We start from the raw sequence: 21508 nt of genomic DNA on the forward strand, positions 1-21508 counted from the left end.
CGACTTCGCTGGAACACTGCGGCTTCGCCGGAAAGTTCCAGCGGTCTCGCACGTTTCCAGCGACGTGGACGCGACCAGGTACTGCTTTATTCCTCTCTTCGGCATCGCGTTGACTTCAACCCAAGCCAGTGGCGGACCCGGCAAAGGACGTCGGACCCTGTCCAGCCACGAGTGTTAGGAGCACTCCTTGTCACTTCAATTCCCCCGCAGGACCCTGCTCCAGGGTGCCGGCGCACTATCCCTGGCGGCAGTGGTCAGCTCGATGTTCGCTCAGAACGCGTGGGCCGACGCAGAACCGGGCGCAGCGGAGTTCGCAGCGCTGCGAAACCGTTGGGTGGACCAGATCACGGGTCGCAACGTCATCCAGGCCGGCGACCCCGACTTCGCCAAAGCCGTGACTGCCCTGAATAACAAAGCCGCAGACTCCTTGGCCAAGCTCAACACGTCGTCTGGCCGAACCTCGGTGTTCACGGACCTGTCCTTGGCCAAGGACGCAGAAATGGTCACCACCTACACCCGCCTGTCCCAACTGGCCACGGCCTGGGCCACCCCCACGGCGGCCGTGTTCGGGGACGCCGCGGTCCTTGCCGCCATCAAGGCCGGCCTCGCCGATGCCAACACCCTTTGCTACAACGACAGGAAGGAAGAAGTAGGAAACTGGTGGTCCTGGGAGATCGGCGTACCCCGGGCACTCGCTGATGCCATGGTGCTCCTGCACGCGGAATTGTCCGCAGCGGAGCGCACTGCCTACTGCGCGGCCATCGACCATTTTGTGCCCGACCCGTGGCTGCAGTTCCCGCCCAAGCGCGGCAAGATCACCTCCGTTGGCGCAAACCGCGTGGACCTGTGCCAGGGCATCATCATCCGGTCCTTGGCCGGTGAAGACCCGGTCAAACTCAACCATGCAGTGGCCGGACTCAGCCAGGTGTGGCAGTACGTGACCAGCGGAGACGGCATATTCCGGGACGGCTCGTTCATCCAACACAGCACTACTCCCTACACCGGTTCCTACGGAGTTGTCCTGCTCACCGGACTGTCCAAATTGTTCTCCTTGCTGGGAGGTACGGCGTTCGAGGTTTCCGACCCAACGCGCAGCATCTTCTTCGACGCCGTGGAGGGTTCGTTTGCGCCCGTCATGATCAACGGGGCGATGGCCGATGCCGTTCGTGGCAGGAGCATCAGCCGCGAGGCCAACACCGGCTATGATCTCGGGGCGTCGGCTATCGAGGCCATCCTGCTCTTGGCACGGGCCATGGATCCAGCGACGGCCGCCCGATGGCGGGTTTTGTGCGCGGGCTGGATTGTGCGCAATCCCTATCGACCGATCCTCAACAGTGCAAGCGTGCCCAGGACGGCACTGGTCAAGGAACTCCAAGCTACGGGTGTCACCCCCGTGGCAGAAGCGACCGGCCACAAGCTTTTCCCTGCGATGGACCGCACCATGCACCGCGGACCCGGGTGGGCATTGTCGCTCTCCATGTCCAGCAACCGCATTGCCTGGTACGAATGCGGCAACGGCGAGAACAACCGCGGCTATCACACCGGCTCCGGCATGACCTACTTCTACACGTCCGACCTCGGCCAGTACGACGACGCGTTCTGGGCAACGGCCAACTACCAGCGCTTGCCCGGCACCACGGTGGACACCACCCCCTTGCCGGACAAGGTGGAGGGGGAGTGGGGTGCCGCCGTTCCCGCGAATGAGTGGAGCGGAGCCACAGCGCTGGGCGAGGTTGCCGCCGTCGGACAGCATCTGGTGGGGCCGGGCCGCACGGGCCTGTCCGCCCGGAAGTCCTGGTTTGTCAGCGGCGACGTCACCGTTTGCCTCGGCGCGGACATCAGCACTGCTTCAGTCGCCAGGGTGGAAACCATCGTCGACCACCGCAATCTCCACCAAGGCAGCAATACACTCACGACGGCGGCGGGCACCATCGCTGGAACGGCAGGCAGCGCTGAGGTGCTGGGCGATGGGCGCTGGGTGCACCTGGAGGGATTCGGCGGGTACGCGATGCTCGATGATTCCCCGCTCCACGTGCTGCGGGAAACCCGATCGGGCAGTTGGTCCGGGGTCAACGTCAACGGCAGCGCCACAGTGCAGCAGCGGAATTTCGCTACCCTCTACGTGGACCACGGGGCTGGGCCTGTCGCCGGCAGTTATGCGTACATGGTGGCGCCGGGAGCATCGGTGGACCTGACCCGGAAGTTATTGCAGGGAAACAAGTACAACGTGATCCGCAACGATGCAACGGCCCAGTGTGTGGAGTTCAAGACCGAGAAGTCCACGGCCGCAACGTTCTGGAAGCCCGGAATGGCAGGGGATCTTGGGGCGTCGGGTCCGGCCTGCGTGGTGTTCTCCAGGCATGGGAATGAGCTGAGCCTGGCTGTCAGCGAGCCGACGCAGAAGGCTGCCAGCCTCACCCTGACCTTGCCGGAGGGAACGTGGTCCAGCGTGCTGGAGGGCGCGGGCACCCTGGGGACGGACGCCGACGGGCGGAGCACTTTGACCATTGATACCGCCGGGCTCAGCGGCCAGACAAAGCTCATCACGCTACGCCGCTAGAGCCTCGTTGTGGGGCCTGCTCTGCGCGCCATTTAGCCCCGAAAGGCCGCAGAGCGGGCCTCACAACGCTTCGCCCCGCAGGAGTCACGGACAACAATGCGTGGCCGCAACCGGATCTGGTAGAGCGGACACGCGTCGCCTTCGGTCAGCCGACGCAGCAAGACATCGGCGGCCATGACGCCCAGCCTGTGCTTGGCGGGCGAAACCGCCGTGAGCGGTATCCGGGCGAGGTCAGCCATTTCGTCGTCATAGGAGACCAAGGCGAGGTCTTCCGGCACGCGGACCCCGTGGCGGGACGCAGCGCCTTCCAGTAGAGCGGCTTCCCGGTCTCCGAAGACCAACGCCGCCGTGGCGCCACTGCCGGCCAGCAGCCCGAACATGTGCTCGGCCTGGTCGGCTTCCCACTCCGGTTTCGTTGCGCTGAACGCCATGCGCCTGTCGGTCTCCAACCCCAACGCCGCGATGGCAGCCGAATACCCTGCGATGACCGCAGCCTGCGTGGGATTGCTGCTGCGAGCGGCCTCGTTCGCCCGCGTGAGCAGCCCAATCTTTCGGTGACCCAAGCGGTGGAGGTGCATGACGGCGTCGTACGCTCCGCCTTGGTGATCCGAGCAGACGTGTTCTGTGAGGTCGCCCGGCCCCAAGTCGTCCAGGCTCCGCTCCAGGAGGACAACCGGCACGGGAAGGGCCATGAGTTCGGCGACGCGCTGCTGGGGATCGGCCAAGCCCGTCAGCGTTGGCACCAGGATGAGGCCGTCCACTCCGGCCTCCAGGAGGAATTGGATGCTGGCATTCTCGCGGGTGAAGTCGTAGTGGTACGTGGACAGTTGCAGGCTCGCGCCCCGGGCCGAGAGGTGTTCCTCGATCCCCTGGAGGACGCGCGGGTAGTAGAGCTGTGTGTCCGGGAGCAGGACACCGATGACGAACCTCGAGCGTTTCTGCGTGCGCTGGGGTGCAGCGACGAAGCTGCCGGCGCCCTGCCGCCTGACCACCAGCCCTTTGCCTACAAGGTCCTCGAAGGCCCTCCGCACCGTGGTTAGGGAAAGGCCGGTCTCTGCAGCGAGTTGCTGCTCGGTGGGGAGCTTGGTCCCCACGGCCCACGTCCCGGCGATGATGTCCCTGCGGAGGTCGTCGCTCAAGTCCTGGAACTTCAAGTTGGCCTTGGCGGTGTCGCGAAGAGGCGCTCCGCCTGAGTCCGGTTCCTGTTTCCTCTTTGGCATGATCCATCTCCACCTGTGGCCAGACATTTCTCTTATCATGCACCACGATTTAGAGAGTATTCAGGGAGTAATTGCCGCCAACCTGTGGGTATTTCGTGGCAAGGGGGAATGCTCATTGATTCCTTGTCTCGAGGCCCAGTAGCTATGGGAGGGTGTCCAACAAGAAGCCAAATATCCTTTTCATCCTCAGCGACGACCAAGGTGCCTGGTCGCTGGGTTGCGCCGGAAACACCGAGATCCACACGCCCACCCTGGATGCCCTCGCCGCCCGCGGCACCCGCTTGGAGAACTTCTTCTGCGCCTCACCCGTTTGCTCCCCGGCGCGCGCCAGCCTGATGACCGGGAACATCCCGTCGCGCCACGGCGTCCATGACTACCTGGCGGGCGTCGAAACCGGGCCGCAGGCCATCGACTACCTGCAGGGGCAGCGGTTGTTCACTGATGACCTCTCCGATGCCGGCTACCGCTTGGGCCTGTCCGGCAAATGGCACCTTGGCGCCAACGATGCTCCCCGGAAAGGCTTCAGCCACTGGTTCGCACTGGAAGGCGGCGGCAGCCCGTATGATCGCTCGGTCATGTACAGGTTCGACGCCGGCACCAGCCACCGGGAAACGGTCACCGAGTACTTGACGGACGCGATCACCGGCGATGCCCTGGACTTCATCGCCGAAGCCTCGCAAGAGCCCGAACCCTTTTTCCTGGCCCTTAACTACACCGCTCCCCACAAGCCGTGGAAGGGGCAACATCCGCCGGAATTTGAGGAGCTCTACAGCGACTGCGGGTTTTCCAGCTGCCCGCAGGAAGAACTGCATCCGTGGACACCCACCGTGGACGGGGTGCCGATCGGCGGCGAAGCGGACACCCGTGCAGCACTTGTGGGGTACTTTGCCGCCGTCAGTGCCATGGACGCCGGGATCGGGACGATCCTCAGCCGGCTGGAGGAACTCGAGGTACGGGACAACACCTTGGTGATCTTCAGCAGCGATAACGGGTTCAATTGCGGGCACCACGGCATTTGGGGGAAGGGCAACGGGACGTTTCCGCAGAACGTCTACGACTCCTCCGTCAAAGTGCCTGCGATCTTCGCGCTCCCGGGCAGGATCCGGCAGGGCGCGGTTGTGACGGAGTTGTTGTCCGCCTACGACCTGGCGGCCACCGTCCTGGAGCTGGCGGGGGTGGACCACGGCCCCTTCGAAGACGGGCCGGGACAGTCTTTCGCGGAGCTATTAGGCGGGCTGCCACCAGCGGCCGGGGACCGCGCCGTCGTGGTCTTTGACGAATACGGTCCTGTCCGGATGATCCGCAGCACCGACTGGAAGTACGTGCACCGGTATCCGCACGGTCCGCATGAACTCTACGATCTTGTGGCCGACCCGGACGAGCGAGCCAACCTGGTGGACCAGCCCGCGCACGCTGCACGGGTGTCCGCCATGCGTACCCAGCTCCAGGAGTGGTTCCAGCAGCACGCCGTCCCCGGGTTAGACGGGAGTTGGCTTCCCGTGGCTGGGGCGGGCCAGACTGCGTCCGTGCTGGATGATCCCCTGGGAGCTTTCACCCCACCCAACTGGGATGGCACGGACGCAGCCGGTGGGTCGTCCTAGCCGACTTCGGTCAGGGTGCGTGCGGTGCTGATGTCTTCGCCGGTTTCCGCGAACTGCACGGGCCTGCCGGTCTTGTCGGCCGCATAGGAAGCCAGGACTACCTCCACGATGTGGCGGGCGTGCTCAACACTGACTTTGGGGACGCCGCCTTTGAGCACTGTGATGAAGTCCTGCAATTGCAGGAAGAAACCCTCCTGAATGTCCTCGGGCCGCGGTTCCCATACCGTGCGTGTCACGCCGTCGCGTCGGACCAAGGTTCCATGGTGTGGGCTGCAGGACAGGGTGCCGAACTCACCCACGATGAGGATCTCGTCCAGGCGTTGGGCAGCGTCGGACACCACGGAGATGCTGACATGGACTCCGTTCTTGAGGGTCAGCGCAATGGCGCCGTCGGTTTCCACGGGAACGCCGAAGCGTTTGAGGGTAGAGGCGCTCACGGATTCGACGGGTGCGCCACCGAACCAGATGGAGCGGTCAAGGCAATGGCCGCCGATGTTCATCAGTGCACCTCCACCGGCCATGGCCTCGCTGAAGAACCAGTCCGGCCGGGTTCCCGGACGATAATCGGTGGTCCTGTAGTCGCGGATCATCAGGACCCGGCCGAGTTCGCCGCTGGCCAGCACGTCCTGGGCTGCCAGCTTCTCCGGGAGGAAATGCTGGATTTGCCCGATGACCAAGGACACCCCGGCCTCCCGGCACGCTTGAATCATGCGATCGCAGTCGGCCACGGTGGTGGCCATGGGCTTTTCCACCAGCACGTGCAATCCGTGGTCGGCCGCGGCCAGCACCATCTCCAGGTGCAGGGCGTGCGGGGTATTGATGATGACGGCGTTCAAGCCGGCATCACGGAACATGGCCAGGTAGTCCCCGTAGACGGAAGCCCCCCATGGCGATGCGACCCTCTCTGCGGCTTCAGGCCGCAGGTCGCAGACGGCGGCCAACTCCACGTTGCCGATCCGCGCTGCGGATGCTGCATGGAAGTGTGCCACGGCGCCCGCGCCAATGATTCCAAGTCGTATCAATTTCCCTCTTTAGCTCGGAGCCGGAGCGCGGGCTCGTCCAATCGGAACGCCGCGCAGGTCTCCTCGATTGTTGGGCAGCCTGGAAAGAGGAATAAATGCCTAATTGGGCCGGACTCACCCGGGGTACGCCGGGGATGCCAAACCATCATCGAAACTTTCCAAAATACTCATTGAATCCTGCTTTCGGGGGCTGTGAGAGTCGTCTCACTGAACCGCATCCGGCTGGTTCCCCCTCACTCGAAAGGTGATTCCCATGGGCAAAACAGCCCGTCATCTTCGCCCGCTGGCCGCCCTGTTGGGTGCAGCGCTTGCCTTGTCCACCACTGCTTGCGGCGGAGCCACCGATGCCTCCTCGGCCGCCGAAGCCGTGGATATTTCCGGGTCCATTTCCGGCCAGACCATCAACTATTGGTCAATGTGGAAGGACGGCGAACCTCAGCAAAAGGTCATCGCCACTGCCATCGCGGACTTCGAAAAAGAAACCGGAGCCAAAGTCAGCGTCCAATGGCAGGGACGAAGCAACACCGAAAAGCTCGTCCCCGCGCTGAACACCAACAACGTCCCGGATCTGGTGGACGGAACGCTCGCCAAGCTCGCTCCGGTGATCGGCGAAACAGGGCAGGCCAGCCCCCTGACGTCCGTCTACTCGTACGAGTTGGATGGGAAGACCGTCAGCTCAGTGATCCCGGAGAAGTTCACCAGCAACGGCGTCTTCAAGGGAGAAGACGGACAGCCCTGGATGGTTCCCTACAGCATCAGCTCCGACGGCATCTGGTTCGATGCCGCCAAACACCCGGAGCTCAAAGCCGCGCCGCCCGCCACCTGGGATGAATTTATTAAGGTCCTGGACAAGCTGAAGGCCGGTGGAACAGCACCCATTGCCGCGGACGGCGACATCGCCGGCTACAACTCCACCTGGTTCGTCACCGCGCTGCTCCGGCTCAAAGGCGCTGGCAGCTTCAAGGCCCTCGCCGAAGACAAATCCGGCGCAGGATGGGACGACCCTGCCGTTCTTGAAGCAGCCCAAAAGGTGGAAACCCTGGTTAAAGGCGGATACCTCAACAGTGGCTACAACGCCAGCAAGTTCCCGGCGCAACAGCAGCTCTGGGCAAACGGCGACGCCGCACTGATCCTCAACGGCTCGTGGACGCCCACCGAAACCGGCTCGTACGCCGCCCCGGGCTTCGAATACTCCTCCTTCCAGTTCCCGGCCATCGGCGACAAGCCAGCCAGTGCCCGCGTGGACTTCATCGGCTTCGCAGTTCCAGCAAAATCCAAGAACCAGGTTCCTGCCCAGCGACTTGCGGCGTACCTGCTGGGCACCAAGTACCAGGACGCCCTCGGAACGGTCGCCAAGGTGCTGCCGGTGAGGCAGGACGCACCGGTGGATCCCGCCGTCGCAAGCGTCAAAGCCGCCATCGACGCCGCTCCGGCCACGCACCTGCAGAACGACGGCGTGACGTTCCCCGGTTACACCGAGAAAGTCTTCTTCCCCAGGGACGATGAACTGTTCCTTGGAAAGACCACAGCCGCAGAGTTCGTGGCGAAGATGAAGGAAGCCCAGATCCAGTACTGGAAGGACAACGGCTGATGTCTGTCGGCCTGAAAGAAGCCCGCGCCAGTAAGTCGCCACTGCAGCATTCGGCGGCCCGGAGACCGGCCACAAGGAAGTCATCAGTTCAAGGCCGCCAGGCGGGAAGCTCCATCGATGTGCAGCGCAAGAAGCTGCTGATTCCGTTCGTGGGTCCGGCGTTCGTCCTGTACACGGTCCTGTTCATCGTTCCCGCCCTTGGTGCAGTGTGGATCAGCCTCCACAAATGGGCCGGATCCGGACCCATGAAATTCGTGGGCCTGGACAACTACGGCCGGATCTTCCGGGACCCGCTGTTCCTGTCATCGTTCGGCAACACCCTGATGCTGCTGTTCGTGGTGGGAGCCGCGATCTTCATTCTCGCTTTTGCCATGACGCTCGTCCTCCGGGACATGGCAGGGAAGAAAGTGGTCCGCAACGTCATCTTCTTCCCGCACCTCATCAACGCGCTCGTGTTCGGTGTCCTGGCCGGCTTCATCTTCAACCCTGGCGGGATGGTCAACAGCCTCCTTGCGCCCCTTGGGGTGACGGACCCGCCCAAGTGGCTGGCACAGGACAACATCTTCCCGCTCATCATGGTCACCCTGGTCTGCACAACCACCGGTTACTTCACCACCATCCTGATGGCCGGCGTCGACCGTATTCCGCCCTACTACTACGAGGACTGCGCTTTGGCAGGAGCAACCGCATTCCAGCGGCTGCGGTATGTCATCCTCCCGCTGACCTGGGATGTCTTTGGCACTTGTGCCGTGCTGTGGACCATCTCGTCGGTGAAGATCTTCGAGATCGTCTGGGTCTTCGGTGGAAGTTCCGGGGCAGGGGTGCCGCCCACCCAAAGCTGGACGGCCGCCGTCTACACCTACGTCAACGCCTTCTCCGGACAGTCAACGCCTGCCTATGGAGCCGCAACGGCTTCCGCCGTGTTGTCGCTGGCGCTGATCTCCGTCCTGGTTGTCCTGCTGCGCCGCGCGATGCGTCGCGACGCCGTCGAGTTCTAAAGGAAATGTCATGAGCGAATACAAATTGCTGGCTCCCGTGACTGCCCGCAGGCGGGGACGCCGTGGCGTCAGTCCCGCCCTGCGCGGGGAGCGCAGCGTGGTCCGCGGTATCGGCGTGGGGCTGCTGTGGCTGGTGGTCGCGATCAGTATTGCAGCCCTGGTGTGGATGGTGGCGCAGGCCTTCAGGGACACCCGGTCCATTCTGGACGACCCCTGGGGCGTCCCGGCGTCCCTGGACTTCAGCAACTTCGTTCGGGCTTGGACCGTGGGAGACTTCGCGGTGGCCACGTGGAACAGCCTGCTGACCACTGTGGTGTCTTCGGTTTTGACCGTCGCCATCGCCGCACCGTGCGCGTACTACCTGAGTCGGGTGGACAACAAGCTCACCCGTGGCCTGAGCCTCTACTTCATCCTGGGCCTCGGCATTCCGGCGCAGGTCATCCTGATTCCGCTGTTCGTGATGCTGAACAAGGTGTACCTCACGGACAGCATCATCGGCTTGAACCTCGTCTACATTGGGGTTTCCATGCCGTTCACAGTCTTCCTTCTGACCGCGTTCTTCCGCTCCCTGCCCTTGGAAATGGAAGAGGCAGCGGCACTGGATGGGACCACGGCCTTCGGGACGTTCTGGCGCATCACGTTGCCATTGGCGAAGGGAGGCATCCTCACCGCCTTCATCCTCCAGGTCATCTCGCACTGGAACGAGACCCTTCTGGCCTTGACCCTGCTTCAATCCACCGAGAAATACACGCTCCCCGTGGCTCTGATTTCCTTCGTGCAGCAGCAGACCTACTCAGGAGCCGACTGGGGCGGACTGTTTGCAGGCCTCGTGATCGTGGTCCTGCCGATGCTCATCATCTATGTATGGTTGGGCCGGCGGTTGACGGAGGGACTGACACTCGGGATGGGCAAATAGCCCCCGACGGCGTTGCTACCGCGGACTTTTGTCGATTACGCAGAAGCGGTTGCCGTCAGGATCTGCAAGAACCACGAAGTCCGGATCCTCGGGGTACAGGTCCCAGTCCACACGTTGGGCGCCGAGCCCGATGAGCCGTTCAATCTCTGCGGCCTGGTCATCCGCGTAGAGATCGAGGTGGGTGCGGGGATGCTCCTGCACAGGGGTTTCGCTCAGCATGAGGGCGAGTTGGGGCCCGGGGCCTGACGCTGGCACCAGGATCACCCAGGTGTCATCGCCCAGCCTAGCCGCGGCCGGATCCCTTGTCGTGGGACAAGCGCCAGTGCCACAGTGAACCATGGCCACAGAAGAGGACGTCAGGAGGATCTGCCTGGAGATGCCGGGTGTCAGCGAACGCTTGAGTTGGAGGCAACCGGCGTGGTTCACCAAGACGCTCATGGCCCGGATGTGGGAGGACGGGGTCCTTACGGTGAAGACCGACGAACGCGAGGCGCTCGCGGCCATGAATCCCGATACCTTTTTCTGGACCCCGCATCACGAGCAATCCCCGAAGCTGATGCTGATCCGGCTGGAAAAGATCGACGTGGGGGAGCTCGACGAGTTGCTGCAGGAGTCGTACAGAATCGCCGGCGGGGCGGGCTAGACTCGCCGCATGGGGGAACACAAACTTGGGGAACACAGCACACCGAAGCCTGCCCGCAGGGTCTCTGCCGTCGTCGTGCCTTTGCTGGGGTTAATCGCCGTGGTTGTGGGCGTGATCGTGGCGTGGAACGGCATGAGTGACCAGATTGGCTGGTTTGCCTACGCGCCGCTGAGCGACAGTGTGTTCGTGGGGGACAACGGCTCATTCGTGAGTAAGGGGACGCAGCTCGGCTTGGCCGTGGCGGGGGTTGGCCTGCTGGTCCTCGCGTTCTGGGCGGGGCTGGCCGTGGGGCGTCGACGCTGAGTTCGCCGGAGAAACGCGAAATCGCCGGATAGCTCCAGCGAACTGGCAGCTTTCCGGCGATCTCGGCGCAAGCATCAAACCTAGGTGAGCTTCACCTGGCGGTTCATGTCCTTATACAGCAGGTAACGGAACTCGCCCGGACCACCGGCGTAGCAGGCCTGCGGGCAGAACGCGCGCAGCCACATGAAGTCGCCGGCCTCCACCTCAACCCAGTCGTTGTTGAGCAGGTACATGGCCTTGCCCTCGAGCACGTACAGGCCGTGCTCCATGACGTGGGTTTCCGGGAAGGGGATCACGCCGCCGGGCTGGAACGTGACGATGTTGACCTGCATGTCGTGTGCCAGGTCGCTGGAATCCGTGAAGCGGGTGGTCTTCCAGACGTCGTTGGTGTCCGGCATGGAGGTGGGCTCCACGTCCTTCTCGTTGGTGACGAAGGACTTGGCTTCGAAGCCTTCGAGCCGCTCGTAGGCCTTGCGGATCCAGTGGAAGGAGACGATGTCGTCGGAGACGTTCTCCAAGCCCCACTCCGAACCCGCGGCGAGGTAGGCGTAGCCGCCCTCTTCGAGGTGGTGCAGTTCTCCGTCGAGAGTCAGGTTGACCTGGCCCTTGGTGACGAAGATGACGCCTTCGACGCCTGCCTCGAACTCGGCCTTGGGAGCCCCGCCGCCCGCGCCGATCTCGACGATCAGCTGGGAGAACGTGGTGGCGAAGCCGGAGATCGGCCGCGCGATGATCCAGGAGCGGGTATTGGAGAAGCCTGGCAGGTTGCTGGTGACGATGTCCGTCATGACGCCCTTGGGGATCACCGTGTAGGCCTCGGTGACGATGGCCCGTTCGGTGGTCAGGTGGGTCTGCGGGGGCAGCCCGCCCTCGGGGTAGTAGTACTTACCCATGCGTGTGCTCCTTATCAGTGGGAAGTCGGTTGTGCGAGCCGCGGGTGCGCCAGCGCGGTCAGCTGTGAAAGTTCGACGCCGGCAAGTGCCTTGACCTCGTCGGTCCCCACGGCGCCGCACTGGACGCCGCGGAGGACGAAGCCGGCCAGCGCGCGGGCAGTGGCGGGCTCATCCATGACGCCGCCTTCGGTGCGTTCGACGTAGTTGCGTAGGCGCAGTGCCGCGGCGGGCAAGCCTTCGCGGTAGAAAGCGTACGACGCCGAGAAGCGGCTGGGCAGTTGGGCGGCGTGGAGATCCCACCCTTGGTAGTAGCCGTTTTCCAGGGAACGTCGGACCAGTCGGCCGTGCAGTTTCCAAGCGTCTTCCACTGCGTCACCCACGGGGATGATGTTGGTGGAACCGTCAGAGAGACGGATTCCCGTACCGGCAACAGCGAGCTGCATGACTTCCTTGGCGAAGTCGGCCACAGGGTGCTCCATGGACTGGTACTCGGCGGAGATGCCCAGCGAAGCGCTGTAATCGTAGGTCCCGTAGTGCAGGGCGCTGATGCGGCCCGGAACGACGTGGGGGAGCTGTGCCACAGGCGAGGTTCCGTCAGCGCCGATGATGAGCTGCGGCGTTTCCACCTGCACCTCAAAACGAAGCCGGCCGGCGGGAAGACCGTGGACTTCCTCAAGCCGGGACACCGCGTAGTCCATGGCCTGAACCTGGGCCACCGTGGTGACCTTGGGCAGGGTGAGGATCAGTCCGGCTGGGAGTTCCCCGGCGGCCGCGAGCGTGGACACGAACAGGTCCAGGGTCTTCAGGCCGCGGGCCCGGGTGGGGGCCTCGAAGCACTTGAAGCGGATGCCAATGAACGGCGGAGCAGTTCCGGCCGAAACCGCAGCCGCGACGGCGTTGGCGGCAGCAACGGCGTCGGCGTCTTCTGCCTCGTCGCCGCGGTCACCGTAGCCGTCTTCGAAATCGAGCCGCAGGTCCTCAATGGGCTCCGAGGAAAGCTTGGAAGCAACCCGTGAAGCAACGGCCGCAGCAAGGTCGGGCTCCTGGCCCAGCAGCCGGCCGAGCTTTTCGAGTCCGCCGTGAGCTTCCGCCGTCGCGAGTGCCTGGGCGCCCCAGTCCGCCACGAAGGTGGGCGTGAAGCGGTCTGCCGGGATGTAAACGGTGTGGATGGGCTGGCGGGAGCCGTCGTCGCCGGGGTAGTTGCGGTCGAGCAACTGGTCGGTGGCAGCGAGTTGCGCCTCGATGTGGGCGAGGTCTGAGGAAGAGAATGATCCCATCTCAGCCCACCAGCTCATACGCGGGTGTGGTCAGGAAGTCCGTGTACTCATCGGAGAGACAAATGTCCTCGATCAGCTTGGACGCCGGCTCGTAGTACTTGGTGAAGTTCTCGTCGCCGAATTCGATGCGCAGGCGCTCGGTCTCTTCGCCCAGGATGCGGGTCACCAGTTCGCGGGTCACCGTGTTGCCCGTGTCAGCAAGGATCGACTTGTTGCGGAGCTGCTGCCACACCTGCGAGCGGGAGATTTCTGCCGTCGCGGCGTCTTCCATGAGGTTGTGGATGGCTACGGCACCGCTGCCGGAGATCCAGACGCCGGTGTAAGCGACGGCGACGTACAGGTTCAGGCGCAGGCCGGCCTCTGTCACGGTGCCGCCGGCGGAGGCGACGTCGATCAGCTGCTCGGCGGTGACGTTCACCTCGGGGCGCTGCTTGTCCAGCTGGTTGGGGCGGTCGCCCAGGACGGAGTCGAACACTTCGCGGCAGGTGGGAACCAGGTCCGGGTGGGCAACCCATGAGCCGTCGAAGCCATCGTTTGCTTCGCGGGTCTTGTCGGCGCGGACCTTATCGAAGGCTGCGGCGGTGACGTCGGGCTGCTTGCGGTTGGGGATGACGGCGGCCATGCCACCCATGGCGAAGGCACCACGCTTGTGGCAGGTCTTCACCAGGAGCTCGGTGTAGGCGCGCATGAACGGAGCCGTCATGGCCACGGTGGCGCGGTCCGGGAGCACGAACTCTTCGCCGGCATCACGGAAGTACTTGATGATGCTGAAGAGGTAGTCCCAGCGTCCGGCGTTCAAACCTGAAGCATGGTTGCGCAGTTCGTAGAGGATCTCGTCCATTTCGAATGCTGCCGGGATGGTTTCGATCAGCACGGTGGCGCGGACGCTGCCCTGCGGGATGCCGAGGAAGTCCTGCGCGAAGACAAAGACATCGTTCCAGAGGCGTGCCTCCAGGTGGCTCTCCATCTTGGGCAGGTAGTAGTACGGGCCGTGGCCGTTGAGGAGCAGCTGCTTGGCGATGTGGAAGAAGTGCAGGCCGAAGTCCACCAGCGCACCCACGGCGGGTTGGCCGTCGATCAGCAGGTGCCGTTCCTCCATGTGCCAGCCGCGGGGGCGGGCAACAACAACGGCCAGGGGAGCGTCCGTGCGGAGACGGTATTCCTTGCCTTCCGGCGACGTGTAGCTCAGGGTTCCCTGGGCGGCGTCCCGGAGGTTCAGGATGGCGTCGATGACGTTGGGCCACGTGGGAGTGCTGGCATCTTCGAGGTCAGCCAGCCACACCTTGGCGCCGGAGTTGAGGGCGTTGATGGCCATTTTGGCCGGGGTTGCGGGGCCGGTCATTTCAACGCGGCGGTCCTGCAGAGCTGCCGGTGCCTCGGCGACTTTCCAGTCGCCGTCGCGGATTTCCTGGGTTTCCGGAAGGAAGTCCAGGCGGGACGTGTCGGCAACCTTCTGGCGCTTAACCTTGCGTGCTTCCAACAGCTCGTTTCGGGTGCCGGCGAAGCGCTTGTGCAGTTCCTCGATGAAGGCCAGTGCCTTGGGGGTGAGGATTTCCTCGGCGCGGTCGATCGGCCGGGGATCGGTGACTGTGATAGCCATGTGAGCGGATTCCTTTGTTCTAGAGTGCGCTGGCGGCGTTGGCGTGCGCAGCAGCAGCTACGGCAGCAGCCACATCGGCGGCAACATGGGGATCGAAGACGCTGGGGATAATGTAACTCGCGTTCAGCTCATCGTCAGCCACCCTGTTGGCAATTGCCTCGGCCGCGGCCACCAGCATGTTCGGCGTGATGTCCGATGCTCCGGCGTCCAGCAGCCCGCGGAAGAATCCGGGGAAGGCCAGCACGTTGTTGATCTGGTTCGGGAAGTCGCTGCGGCCCGTTGCCACCACGGCGGCGTGCTTGGACGCGATGACAGGATCGATTTCCGGCGTCGGGTTGGCCATGGCGAACACGATCGCGTCATCGGCCATCGAGGCAACCTGCTCCTCGCCGATCACGTGCGGGGCGCTGACGCCGATGAAGACATCCGCACCCTTGAGGGCGTCGTGGAGCGTACCGGAGAAACCTTCTTCGTTGGTGTTCGCGGCGATCCAGCTGCGGTGCTCGTCGCTGTATTCCTCACCCGAGTGGATGGCTCCGGAGCGGCCCGCGGCAATGATGTGCTGCGCGCCCTGGGCCTTCAGGAGCTGGATGATGGCCGAGCCGGCAGCACCGACACCGGAAACCACGATCTTGACCTCGGACAGCTTCTTGTCCACGACGCGGAGGGCGTTGACAAGGGCCGCGAGCGTGACGATCGCGGTGCCGTGCTGGTCATCGTGGAAGACCGGGATGTCCAGTTCTTCGCGGAGGCGGTTCTCGATTTCGAAGCAGCGCGGTGCAGCGATGTCTTCAAGGTTGATGCCGCCGTAAACGGGGGCCATGGCCTTGGCGATCATGATGATTTCTTCGGTGTCCTGGGTGTCCAGGCAGACCGGCCAGGCGTCAACGTTGGCGAACTGCTTGAACAGTGCGGCCTTGCCTTCCATGACCGGGAGGGCCGCGGCCGGGCCGATGTTACCCAGGCCCAGGACGGCGGAACCGTCAGTGAGGACCGCGATGGTGTTGCGCTTAACCGTGAGGTTGCGGGCGGCGGCCGGGTCTTCTGCGATGGCCATGCAAACACGCGCGACGCCGGGAGTGTAGGCACGCGAGAGATCGTCGCGGTTGCGCAGGGCTACTTTGGGGACGACCTCGAGCTTGCCGCCGAGGTGCATGAGGAAGGTGCGGTCCGAAACGTGCTGGACGGTGACGCCGTCGAGTGCGTTCAGGGCGTCCTTGACGCGGGCTGCGTGATCGTCATCGGTGGTGTTGCAGGTGACGTCAACGACGATCGTCTCGTGGTGGGATTCCGTGACGTCCAGCGCGGTGATTGCTGCACCGGCTGCGCCGACGGCTGCTGCCAGTTCACTGGTAGCGGTGAAGCTCGACGGTGCGGCGACGCGCAGGGTGATCGAGTTTCCGGGGCTCGGATTCGCCATTGAAATTCCTCCTGTTAGGCCCGTTCCCGGGCCGCCGTTCCTACTAAATGTTTTCGTATTATGGATATTATTATCTACAAAGTGGAAACACAACCCCCGGCTTGGTCATGATCGGTGTCGTCGCGCCGGTGGCATGTGTGCTGTATGTTGGGTGTTCTAAGCAATTCTTTTCACGATGCGGATAAGAGTTGTCGGAATCTGAGTCATTGGAGACAAGGGAATGGCTGAAAAAGCCTCCGGAGGCGTGCAGTCCGTAGAGCGCGTCTTTGAACTGCTGGAACTGATCACGGACGCTGGCGGCGACGTCACCCTGAGCGAGCTCTCCTCGTCCACGGACTTGCCCCTGCCTACAATCCATCGCCTTTTGAGGACGCTGGTCTCCCTTGGCTACATCCGCCAGCTGCCTAATCGCCGCTACGCCCTGGGCCCCCGCCTCATCCGGCTCGGCGAAGGTGCCAGCAAGCAACTCGGTGCCGTAGCCCGTCCGCAGCTCAAGACGCTCGTTGAACGCCTCGGTGAGACCTCCAACATGGCTGTCCTGGACTCGGACATGGTCATCTACGTGGCCCAGGTCCCGTCCATGCACTCCATGCGCATGTTCACCGAAGTTGGCCGCCGCGCCCACACGCACGATACCGGCGTCGGCAAAGCCATCCTGGCCCAGCTGGACGACGAGGTTGTCCGTGGCATCGTGGCCCGCACCGGCATGCCCACGCCTACGGCCAAGAGCATCGGCGACATTGACTCCCTGCTCGCGGACCTTGCACTGATTCGCGAACGTGGCTACTCCATCGACGAAGAAGAGCAGGAGCTCGGCGTCCGCTGCTTCGCCATGGCCGTACCCAATGCGCCCACCCCCACGGCAATCTCCGTGTCGGGGCCGATCACCCGCGTCGACCAGAGCTTCGCCGATCGTGCTGTGCCCATGCTGCGTGAAGCAGCCAAGGCGATCTCCGCGGAGCTCAACCAGAACTAGCTCCACTTCCCGCCGAGTTGGCACTTAACGCCCATGTTTCCCAAAAGCATGGGCGTTAGCTGTCACCGCGGCGAGGTCGCTGAGCTGGCGGGTGGCCGCTCCGCCAAGGCGGGTGCCGCCGTCGTACGCTTTCCCCCAACGCAGAAGGCGGCAGTGTCCCCCAAGGAAACACTGCCGCCTGTCATCTGCGGGAGGGTGCTAGTGCTCTGACGCGCTGGAGGTCTTGAGTGGGACCTCGTTGCCGTCGGCGTCGATCAGCTTGCCGTTCTCAAAGCGGTCACCTTCGCTGAGGCACTTGATGTCCTCTTCGCTGACAATCCGGTCCGTTCCTGCAACGAACACCGACTGATTGTCCGAGTTGCCGGCCTTGAAGTGGTTGAACAGGATGTTGAGCAGGATCGCCATGACAGCTGCGGAGCTGATGCCGGAGTGGAAGATCGTGGAGAACCAGGACGGGAACTGGTCGTAGAACTTCGGCGCGGCGATCGGGATCATGCCGAAGCCGATCGAGGCCGCCACGATGATCAGGTTCATGTTGTTCTTGTACTCAACCTTGGCCAGGGTACGGATACCGCTGGCGGCAACCGTACCGAAAAGTACGACGCCGGCGCCGCCCAGGACGGGCGTCGGAACCGCTGCGACAACGCGGCCCAGGATCGGCAGGAGGCCCAGGATCACCAGGATGAGGCCGCCGGCACTGACCACGAAGCGGCTCTTGATGCCCGTGATGGCAACGAGGCCAACGTTCTGGGCGAAAGCGCTCTGCGTGAAGGAGTTGAACAGCGGGGAGATGGCGCTGGAGAGCATGTCGGCGCGGAGTCCGTCACCGATGCGGCGCGAATCAACCTTGGTGTCCACGATCTCGCCCACCGCGATGATGTCCGCGGAGGTCTCGGTGAGGGTCACCAGGATAACGATCAGCATGGAGATGATGGCTGCGACTTCAAAGGTGGGTGCACCGAAAGCGAAGGGTGTGGGGAAAGCAACGATGTCGCCCTGGCCAACCTTGGAGAAGTCTGCCATGCCGGCAATGAGCGCAATGATGGTGCCGATTACCATGGCCAGCAGGATCGAGAGCCGGGAGATCGCGGCGTTGCCAACCTTGCTCAGGAGCAGAACGATGCCCATGGTTGCTGCGGCCAATCCGATGTTGGCCATGCTGCCGTAGTTGTCAGCCTTGGCGTTGCCGCCCATGGCCCAGTTCGCGGCCACCGGCATCAGGGTGAGCCCAATGGTGGTGATCACCGTGCCCGTAACCACAGGTGGGAAGAATTTGATGATCTTCGAGAACAGGGGAGTGATGGCCAAACCGATCAGCGAGGCCACGATCACCGAGCCGAACACCGCCTGGATCCCACCGCCACCCTGGACGATCGCCACCATGGTGGAAACGCCGGCGAAGGACACGCCCTGGACCAACGGCAGCTGCGAGCCGAACCACGGGATGCCCACCGTCTGAAGGATGGTGGCGAGCCCGCCCACAAACAAACAGGCGGCGATCAAAAGGCCGATGTCCTGTGAGTTCATGCCGGCCGCTGCACCGATGATCAGGGGCGGGGCAATGATTCCGCCGTACATGGTGAGGACGTGCTGGAAGCCGTAAGCGAACGTGCTTCCGATCGAGAGGCGCTTGTCCTCTGGCCGTTCCGACTGATGTTTCTGCGAAGAGGTGGTATTCGCAGGGCGGGATTTCTTCTTGATGTTCATGGCAGACTTTCTGGGTTCATGGCAGACGCCTTCGTCTGGCTAACTGTGTCTGGCTAACAAATCTTGAGGTTTTTGGGGTTGGGTTTGTGTACAGGTCCGGCCTTGACGGGGCGCCGTGGGGGGCCTGTACACAAACCCGTTGGTAGTGCGGTTTAGCAGAAGCCGGCGATGCCGCTCCATGCAACGGGTGCAGCGTCGATGTCTTCGCGCTGGACGGTTGCCTCGATGAGGCCGTACGGGCGATCAGCCGCGAAGAAGACCTCGTTGGGGTTATCCAGGCCGAACGGGCTCAGGTCAACCAGGAAGTGGTGCTTGTTGGGCATGGAGAACTTGATCTCGTCCACTTCGCTGTGTGCTTCGAGGACCTTCTTGCCCATGTCGAACAGCGTCTGCTGCAGGGCGTGGGAGTAGTTCTCGGTGAAGCCTTCCAGCAGGAGGGCCTTGATGTCCTCGTAGCTCTTGTTGAAGTCCGTACCGGCGAAGTCCAGGTTGGTGTTGTAGCGCCAGCGGGCGGATACGTCGGTGGCAAGGATGCGGTCGGTGGTTTCCGGCAGGGTGGTGTACTTATCCCGCGGGTAGCCGACAAAGCCGGACTGCGTGGTCTTGAGGACGGTCAGGTCTTTGAGGCCGCTGATCAGGTGCGTGGTTGCGCCATCACGGACGACGACGGCGGTACGCACCTCTTGTCCGTTGCGGACGAAGCTGTGGTCGTGTCCCTCGCCGTGTGCCTGGATGCGATCCCAGCTGTAGGCCTCGGCTTCCCAGCGTCCGCCGGTTACCCAGTCGAACCCACCGGTGAAGTGATCGGCAAGGCGCAGGAGGAAGGCTTCGGGGGAGCCGATGCCTTCACGAGCGAAAGCGTAGACCGTGTTCTTTTGGGTGTCGGTGGCAACGACGTGGCCGTTGTCGCCTTCGAGGTGGGCTGCCTGGAAGTCGCCGCGCAGCTGCGAGGTGACGTTCAGGTCTTCGATGTGGTGGCGGTCCGTATCCCGAGTGACCTTGACGACGCGGACTTCTGCTTTGCCGTACTGGTTTTCGCCGAGGACGATGTTGTTGCTCATGGTCATATCCCAACTTCTGTGACGTGGAACCTAGGTTCCATCAATGAAATTAAGCGCGTGTTTCCACCGCGTTTCTGGTGGAGCCGACCCAACAAAAAAGAGCCGACATCCATTGATGCCAGCTCATTACGACCCTGCCTGCTGCTCTCAGGTTACGTGACCTACGCCACGAACTGATTCGAGAGTAGCTCATGGTTTCGGCCTGTGTATACGGGTTCCCAAGGATCGTTATGAACTACCCAAATGTGACCGGGGCAACTCACTTTGCTCCGGAGGGGCTCTTGACGCGTAGTTTGTCCGCTGCCTACACTTTCCACATAACAATAAAAGTTTTCCGAAGTGCGGAAACTGTTTGCATGAGAAAGAGGAGGAACAGATGGACTCGAAGGATACGAACAACGTCGTGGAATTCCCGGCGCCGGGTCAGGAGCTGTACCTGCCCTTTGGTGCAACAGATCCGGACTTCTACATTCCGGCCGACTGCGACCGCAAAGCCGGCGGGTTCTCCCGTTGGCTGCGCGGGCTCCCGGTGTTCGGCCGGCAGCGCCCCTAAGACCTGCAGCGAAGGGGCGCGGACTCTGCGCAACAGAGCCAACGAGGCGGGCGGTACCTGGGGAGGTGCCGCCCGCCTTTTGCGTGCGGACGGCCCGTTTCGATGCATCGCTGCGGGCTAGATGGTAAGAGCCATCTAGCCCGCAGCAAGCCATCGAAGTGGACTTTTCCACATAGGGTTGAGGGCGCCTGTCCATGAACGCGCGGCCTACCGAGACTTGGTTCATGAACAATGTGAACCCCAGGGAGCTTCCGTCCGGCATGGACTTGTGGCGGACCAGCCAGCTCAATGAGGCGGGATTCAATGCCCGTGCCATTGCTGCGTTGGTGCGAAGGGGAGCGCTGGTTAGGCTCCGCCGGGGGTGCTACATTCGTGGACGCACCTGGGCGGCGCAAAAACCGTGGATCCGAAGCCGGCAACTGATCGCCGCGCACGCCCACGGGACACTGGCAACGTCAGGCGGTGGCTTGGTTTACAGCCACACCTCTGCAGCGCGCCTCCACCGTTTGTTCCTGTGGGACGTGGACGATCGTGTGCACATCACCCAGAAGACCACACCGTCGTCGATTTCGCATGGCCGCGACGTAGTCGCCCACACCACGATGCTCAAGGAGGACGATGTCGTCTTCGTGGACGGGCTGCCGTGTACATCGCTGGAGCGGACGGTGGTGGACTGTTGCCTGATGTTGGGCTATCGGCAAAGTCTTGTCTTGATGGATCATGCCCTCCGCATAGGTGCTGATGTCGCAAGGTTGACGCAGATGTGCGAATTTCTGTCCGGAAGAAACGGAGTGCTTTCGTTGCGACGGGCTTTGGAAAATGCCGATCCCCGCTCTGAGTCCCCGGGTGAGACTCTAAGTCGGGAACTTCTACAGCGTCTCCATATTGAACCACCGGAACTCCAGGTTGAAGTCCGCACGGTTGAGGGCCGGCACCGTTTGGACTTAGCCTGGCGCGACAAGAAGGTGGCCTTGGAGTTCGACGGCAGGATCAAATACTTCGACTACGCGCCAACGGATGAGGTGATCTTCCAAGAACGTCAGCGTGAAAAGGCCCTGACCGAGATCGGCTGGAGGTTCATTCGCATCAAATGGCGGGATCTGTTCCAGGAGCGCGACTTCAAGATGCGCGTGCTGCGAACTCTCCGTGCGGCCGAATAGACGAATC

The 21508-nt window shown here is 63.1% G+C and carries 18 protein-coding genes and 1 pseudogene; 10 read left to right on the plus strand and 9 right to left on the minus strand.

Annotation, left to right across the window (positions count from 1 at the left end; genetic code table 11):
• Nucleotides 1-187 precede the first annotated feature (187 nt).
• Nucleotides 188-2560 carry a polysaccharide lyase 8 family protein gene (locus J2Y68_RS13710; protein ID WP_309994258.1) on the plus strand — a complete coding sequence of 791 codons (2373 nt, stop codon included), beginning with the start codon at nucleotides 188-190 and terminating at the stop codon, nucleotides 2558-2560.
• Between the two features lie 32 nt (nucleotides 2561-2592).
• On the opposite strand, the gene J2Y68_RS13715 is transcribed toward J2Y68_RS13710, so the two are convergent.
• Nucleotides 2593-3780 carry a GntR family transcriptional regulator gene (locus J2Y68_RS13715; protein WP_309994260.1) on the minus strand — a complete coding sequence of 396 codons (1188 nt, stop codon included), beginning with the start codon at nucleotides 3778-3780 and terminating at the stop codon, nucleotides 2593-2595.
• Between the two features lie 152 nt (nucleotides 3781-3932).
• On the opposite strand from J2Y68_RS13715, the gene J2Y68_RS13720 reads away from it, so the two are divergent.
• Complete coding sequence (locus J2Y68_RS13720) at nucleotides 3933-5381, plus strand: sulfatase-like hydrolase/transferase (protein ID WP_309994262.1); 1449 nt, start codon at nucleotides 3933-3935, stop codon at nucleotides 5379-5381.
• Here the strand turns inward: J2Y68_RS13720 and J2Y68_RS13725 are convergent.
• Entirely contained in the window at nucleotides 5378-6403 is a 1026-nt protein-coding gene (locus J2Y68_RS13725) for a Gfo/Idh/MocA family protein (RefSeq protein ID WP_309994264.1), read from the minus strand. The two genes, J2Y68_RS13720 and J2Y68_RS13725, sit on opposite strands and share 4 nt — an antisense overlap.
• 253 nt (nucleotides 6404-6656) lie before the next feature.
• On the opposite strand from J2Y68_RS13725, the gene J2Y68_RS13730 reads away from it, so the two are divergent.
• From J2Y68_RS13730 to J2Y68_RS13740, 3 genes are read left to right on the plus strand one after another with little or no spacing between them, the layout of a single operon-like run.
• Complete coding sequence (locus J2Y68_RS13730; protein WP_309994267.1) at nucleotides 6657-7994, plus strand: ABC transporter substrate-binding protein; 1338 nt, start codon at nucleotides 6657-6659, stop codon at nucleotides 7992-7994.
• Entirely contained in the window at nucleotides 7994-8992 is a 999-nt protein-coding gene (locus J2Y68_RS13735; protein ID WP_309994268.1) for a carbohydrate ABC transporter permease, read from the plus strand. The genes J2Y68_RS13730 and J2Y68_RS13735 overlap by 1 nt, the downstream gene beginning before the upstream one ends.
• A gap of 10 nt (nucleotides 8993-9002) precedes the next feature.
• Complete coding sequence (locus J2Y68_RS13740) at nucleotides 9003-9908, plus strand: carbohydrate ABC transporter permease (protein WP_309994270.1); 906 nt, start codon at nucleotides 9003-9005, stop codon at nucleotides 9906-9908.
• 15 nt (nucleotides 9909-9923) lie between these two features.
• Here J2Y68_RS13740 and J2Y68_RS13745 read toward each other — a convergent pair.
• A pseudogene (locus J2Y68_RS13745) lies at nucleotides 9924-10187 on the minus strand (VOC family protein); the annotation flags it as partial.
• Nucleotides 10188-10245: 58 nt separating this feature from the next.
• On the opposite strand from J2Y68_RS13745, the gene J2Y68_RS13750 reads away from it, so the two are divergent.
• Both J2Y68_RS13750 and J2Y68_RS13755 read left to right on the plus strand, forming a co-directional pair.
• Nucleotides 10246-10551, plus strand: coding sequence for an MmcQ/YjbR family DNA-binding protein (locus tag J2Y68_RS13750; RefSeq protein WP_309994273.1), 306 nt, complete (start codon nucleotides 10246-10248; stop codon nucleotides 10549-10551).
• A gap of 9 nt (nucleotides 10552-10560) precedes the next feature.
• Nucleotides 10561-10854 carry a hypothetical protein gene (locus J2Y68_RS13755; protein WP_309994275.1) on the plus strand — a complete coding sequence of 98 codons (294 nt, stop codon included), beginning with the start codon at nucleotides 10561-10563 and terminating at the stop codon, nucleotides 10852-10854.
• 80 nt (nucleotides 10855-10934) lie between these two features.
• Here the strand turns inward: J2Y68_RS13755 and J2Y68_RS13760 are convergent, their stop codons facing one another.
• The 4 genes from J2Y68_RS13760 to J2Y68_RS13775 are packed head-to-tail and all read right to left on the minus strand — an operon-like array spanning nucleotide 10935 to nucleotide 16044.
• A complete protein-coding gene (locus J2Y68_RS13760; protein WP_211713363.1) occupies nucleotides 10935-11747 on the minus strand; it encodes a bifunctional allantoicase/(S)-ureidoglycine aminohydrolase in 813 nt (270 codons plus the stop codon).
• A 14-nt stretch (nucleotides 11748-11761) separates the two neighbouring features.
• Nucleotides 11762-13024: a DUF6986 family protein gene (locus J2Y68_RS13765; protein ID WP_309994279.1), complete on the minus strand. Its 1263-nt coding sequence runs from the start codon at nucleotides 13022-13024 to the stop codon at nucleotides 11762-11764.
• 1 nt (nucleotide 13025) lies between these two features.
• On the minus strand, nucleotides 13026-14624 hold the full coding sequence (aceB, locus tag J2Y68_RS13770) for a malate synthase A (protein WP_309994281.1): 1599 nt from the start codon (nucleotides 14622-14624) through the stop codon (nucleotides 13026-13028).
• Between the two features lie 19 nt (nucleotides 14625-14643).
• Nucleotides 14644-16044, minus strand: coding sequence for an NAD-dependent malic enzyme (locus tag J2Y68_RS13775; protein ID WP_309994283.1), 1401 nt, complete (start codon nucleotides 16042-16044; stop codon nucleotides 14644-14646).
• Between the two features lie 220 nt (nucleotides 16045-16264).
• Here J2Y68_RS13775 and J2Y68_RS13780 point away from each other — a divergent pair, with 220 nt between their 5' ends.
• A complete protein-coding gene (locus tag J2Y68_RS13780; protein WP_062071662.1) occupies nucleotides 16265-17020 on the plus strand; it encodes an IclR family transcriptional regulator in 756 nt (251 codons plus the stop codon).
• A 198-nt stretch (nucleotides 17021-17218) separates the two neighbouring features.
• Here the strand turns inward: J2Y68_RS13780 and J2Y68_RS13785 are convergent, their stop codons facing one another.
• Together J2Y68_RS13785 and pucL are read right to left on the minus strand one after the other, a co-directional pair.
• Nucleotides 17219-18727, minus strand: a complete 1509-nt coding sequence (locus tag J2Y68_RS13785) for a nucleobase:cation symporter-2 family protein (protein ID WP_309994285.1) — start codon at nucleotides 18725-18727, stop codon at nucleotides 17219-17221.
• 152 nt (nucleotides 18728-18879) lie between these two features.
• Nucleotides 18880-19794, minus strand: coding sequence for a factor-independent urate hydroxylase (gene pucL / locus J2Y68_RS13790; RefSeq protein ID WP_284987739.1), 915 nt, complete (start codon nucleotides 19792-19794; stop codon nucleotides 18880-18882).
• A 370-nt stretch (nucleotides 19795-20164) separates the two neighbouring features.
• On the opposite strand from pucL, the gene J2Y68_RS13795 reads away from it, so the two are divergent.
• Together J2Y68_RS13795 and J2Y68_RS13800 are read left to right on the plus strand one after the other, a co-directional pair.
• Nucleotides 20165-20341, plus strand: coding sequence for a hypothetical protein (locus tag J2Y68_RS13795; RefSeq protein WP_211713369.1), 177 nt, complete (start codon nucleotides 20165-20167; stop codon nucleotides 20339-20341).
• 224 nt (nucleotides 20342-20565) lie between these two features.
• Nucleotides 20566-21501 carry a type IV toxin-antitoxin system AbiEi family antitoxin domain-containing protein gene (locus J2Y68_RS13800; RefSeq protein ID WP_309994288.1) on the plus strand — a complete coding sequence of 312 codons (936 nt, stop codon included), beginning with the start codon at nucleotides 20566-20568 and terminating at the stop codon, nucleotides 21499-21501.
• The last annotated feature ends 7 nt before the right edge of the window (nucleotides 21502-21508 follow it).

This window comes from Paenarthrobacter nitroguajacolicus, from assembly GCF_031455195.1.
In the GTDB taxonomy this organism is placed as follows: Bacteria; Actinomycetota; Actinomycetes; order Actinomycetales; family Micrococcaceae; genus Arthrobacter; species Arthrobacter nitroguajacolicus_D.

Excerpts from the sequence above, each read along its gene's own strand:
- J2Y68_RS13715 (WP_309994260.1), bottom strand. The coding sequence starts at position 3,780 with ATGCCAAAGAGGAAACAGGAACCGGACTCAGGCGGAGCGCCTCTTCGC.
- J2Y68_RS13730 (WP_309994267.1), top strand. The coding sequence starts at position 6,657 with ATGGGCAAAACAGCCCGTCATCTTCGCCCGCTGGCCGCCCTGTTGGGT.
- J2Y68_RS13735 (WP_309994268.1), top strand. The coding sequence starts at position 7,994 with ATGTCTGTCGGCCTGAAAGAAGCCCGCGCCAGTAAGTCGCCACTGCAG.
- J2Y68_RS13740 (WP_309994270.1), top strand. The coding sequence starts at position 9,003 with ATGAGCGAATACAAATTGCTGGCTCCCGTGACTGCCCGCAGGCGGGGA.
- J2Y68_RS13750 (WP_309994273.1), top strand. The coding sequence starts at position 10,246 with ATGGCCACAGAAGAGGACGTCAGGAGGATCTGCCTGGAGATGCCGGGT.
- J2Y68_RS13755 (WP_309994275.1), top strand. The coding sequence starts at position 10,561 with ATGGGGGAACACAAACTTGGGGAACACAGCACACCGAAGCCTGCCCGC.
- J2Y68_RS13760 (WP_211713363.1), bottom strand. The coding sequence starts at position 11,747 with ATGGGTAAGTACTACTACCCCGAGGGCGGGCTGCCCCCGCAGACCCAC.
- J2Y68_RS13765 (WP_309994279.1), bottom strand. The coding sequence starts at position 13,024 with ATGGGATCATTCTCTTCCTCAGACCTCGCCCACATCGAGGCGCAACTC.
- aceB (WP_309994281.1), bottom strand. The coding sequence starts at position 14,624 with ATGGCTATCACAGTCACCGATCCCCGGCCGATCGACCGCGCCGAGGAA.
- J2Y68_RS13775 (WP_309994283.1), bottom strand. The coding sequence starts at position 16,044 with ATGGCGAATCCGAGCCCCGGAAACTCGATCACCCTGCGCGTCGCCGCA.
- J2Y68_RS13780 (WP_062071662.1), top strand. The coding sequence starts at position 16,265 with ATGGCTGAAAAAGCCTCCGGAGGCGTGCAGTCCGTAGAGCGCGTCTTT.
- J2Y68_RS13785 (WP_309994285.1), bottom strand. The coding sequence starts at position 18,727 with ATGAACATCAAGAAGAAATCCCGCCCTGCGAATACCACCTCTTCGCAG.
- pucL (WP_284987739.1), bottom strand. The coding sequence starts at position 19,794 with ATGACCATGAGCAACAACATCGTCCTCGGCGAAAACCAGTACGGCAAA.
- J2Y68_RS13795 (WP_211713369.1), top strand. The coding sequence starts at position 20,165 with ATGGACTCGAAGGATACGAACAACGTCGTGGAATTCCCGGCGCCGGGT.
- J2Y68_RS13800 (WP_309994288.1), top strand. The coding sequence starts at position 20,566 with ATGAACAATGTGAACCCCAGGGAGCTTCCGTCCGGCATGGACTTGTGG.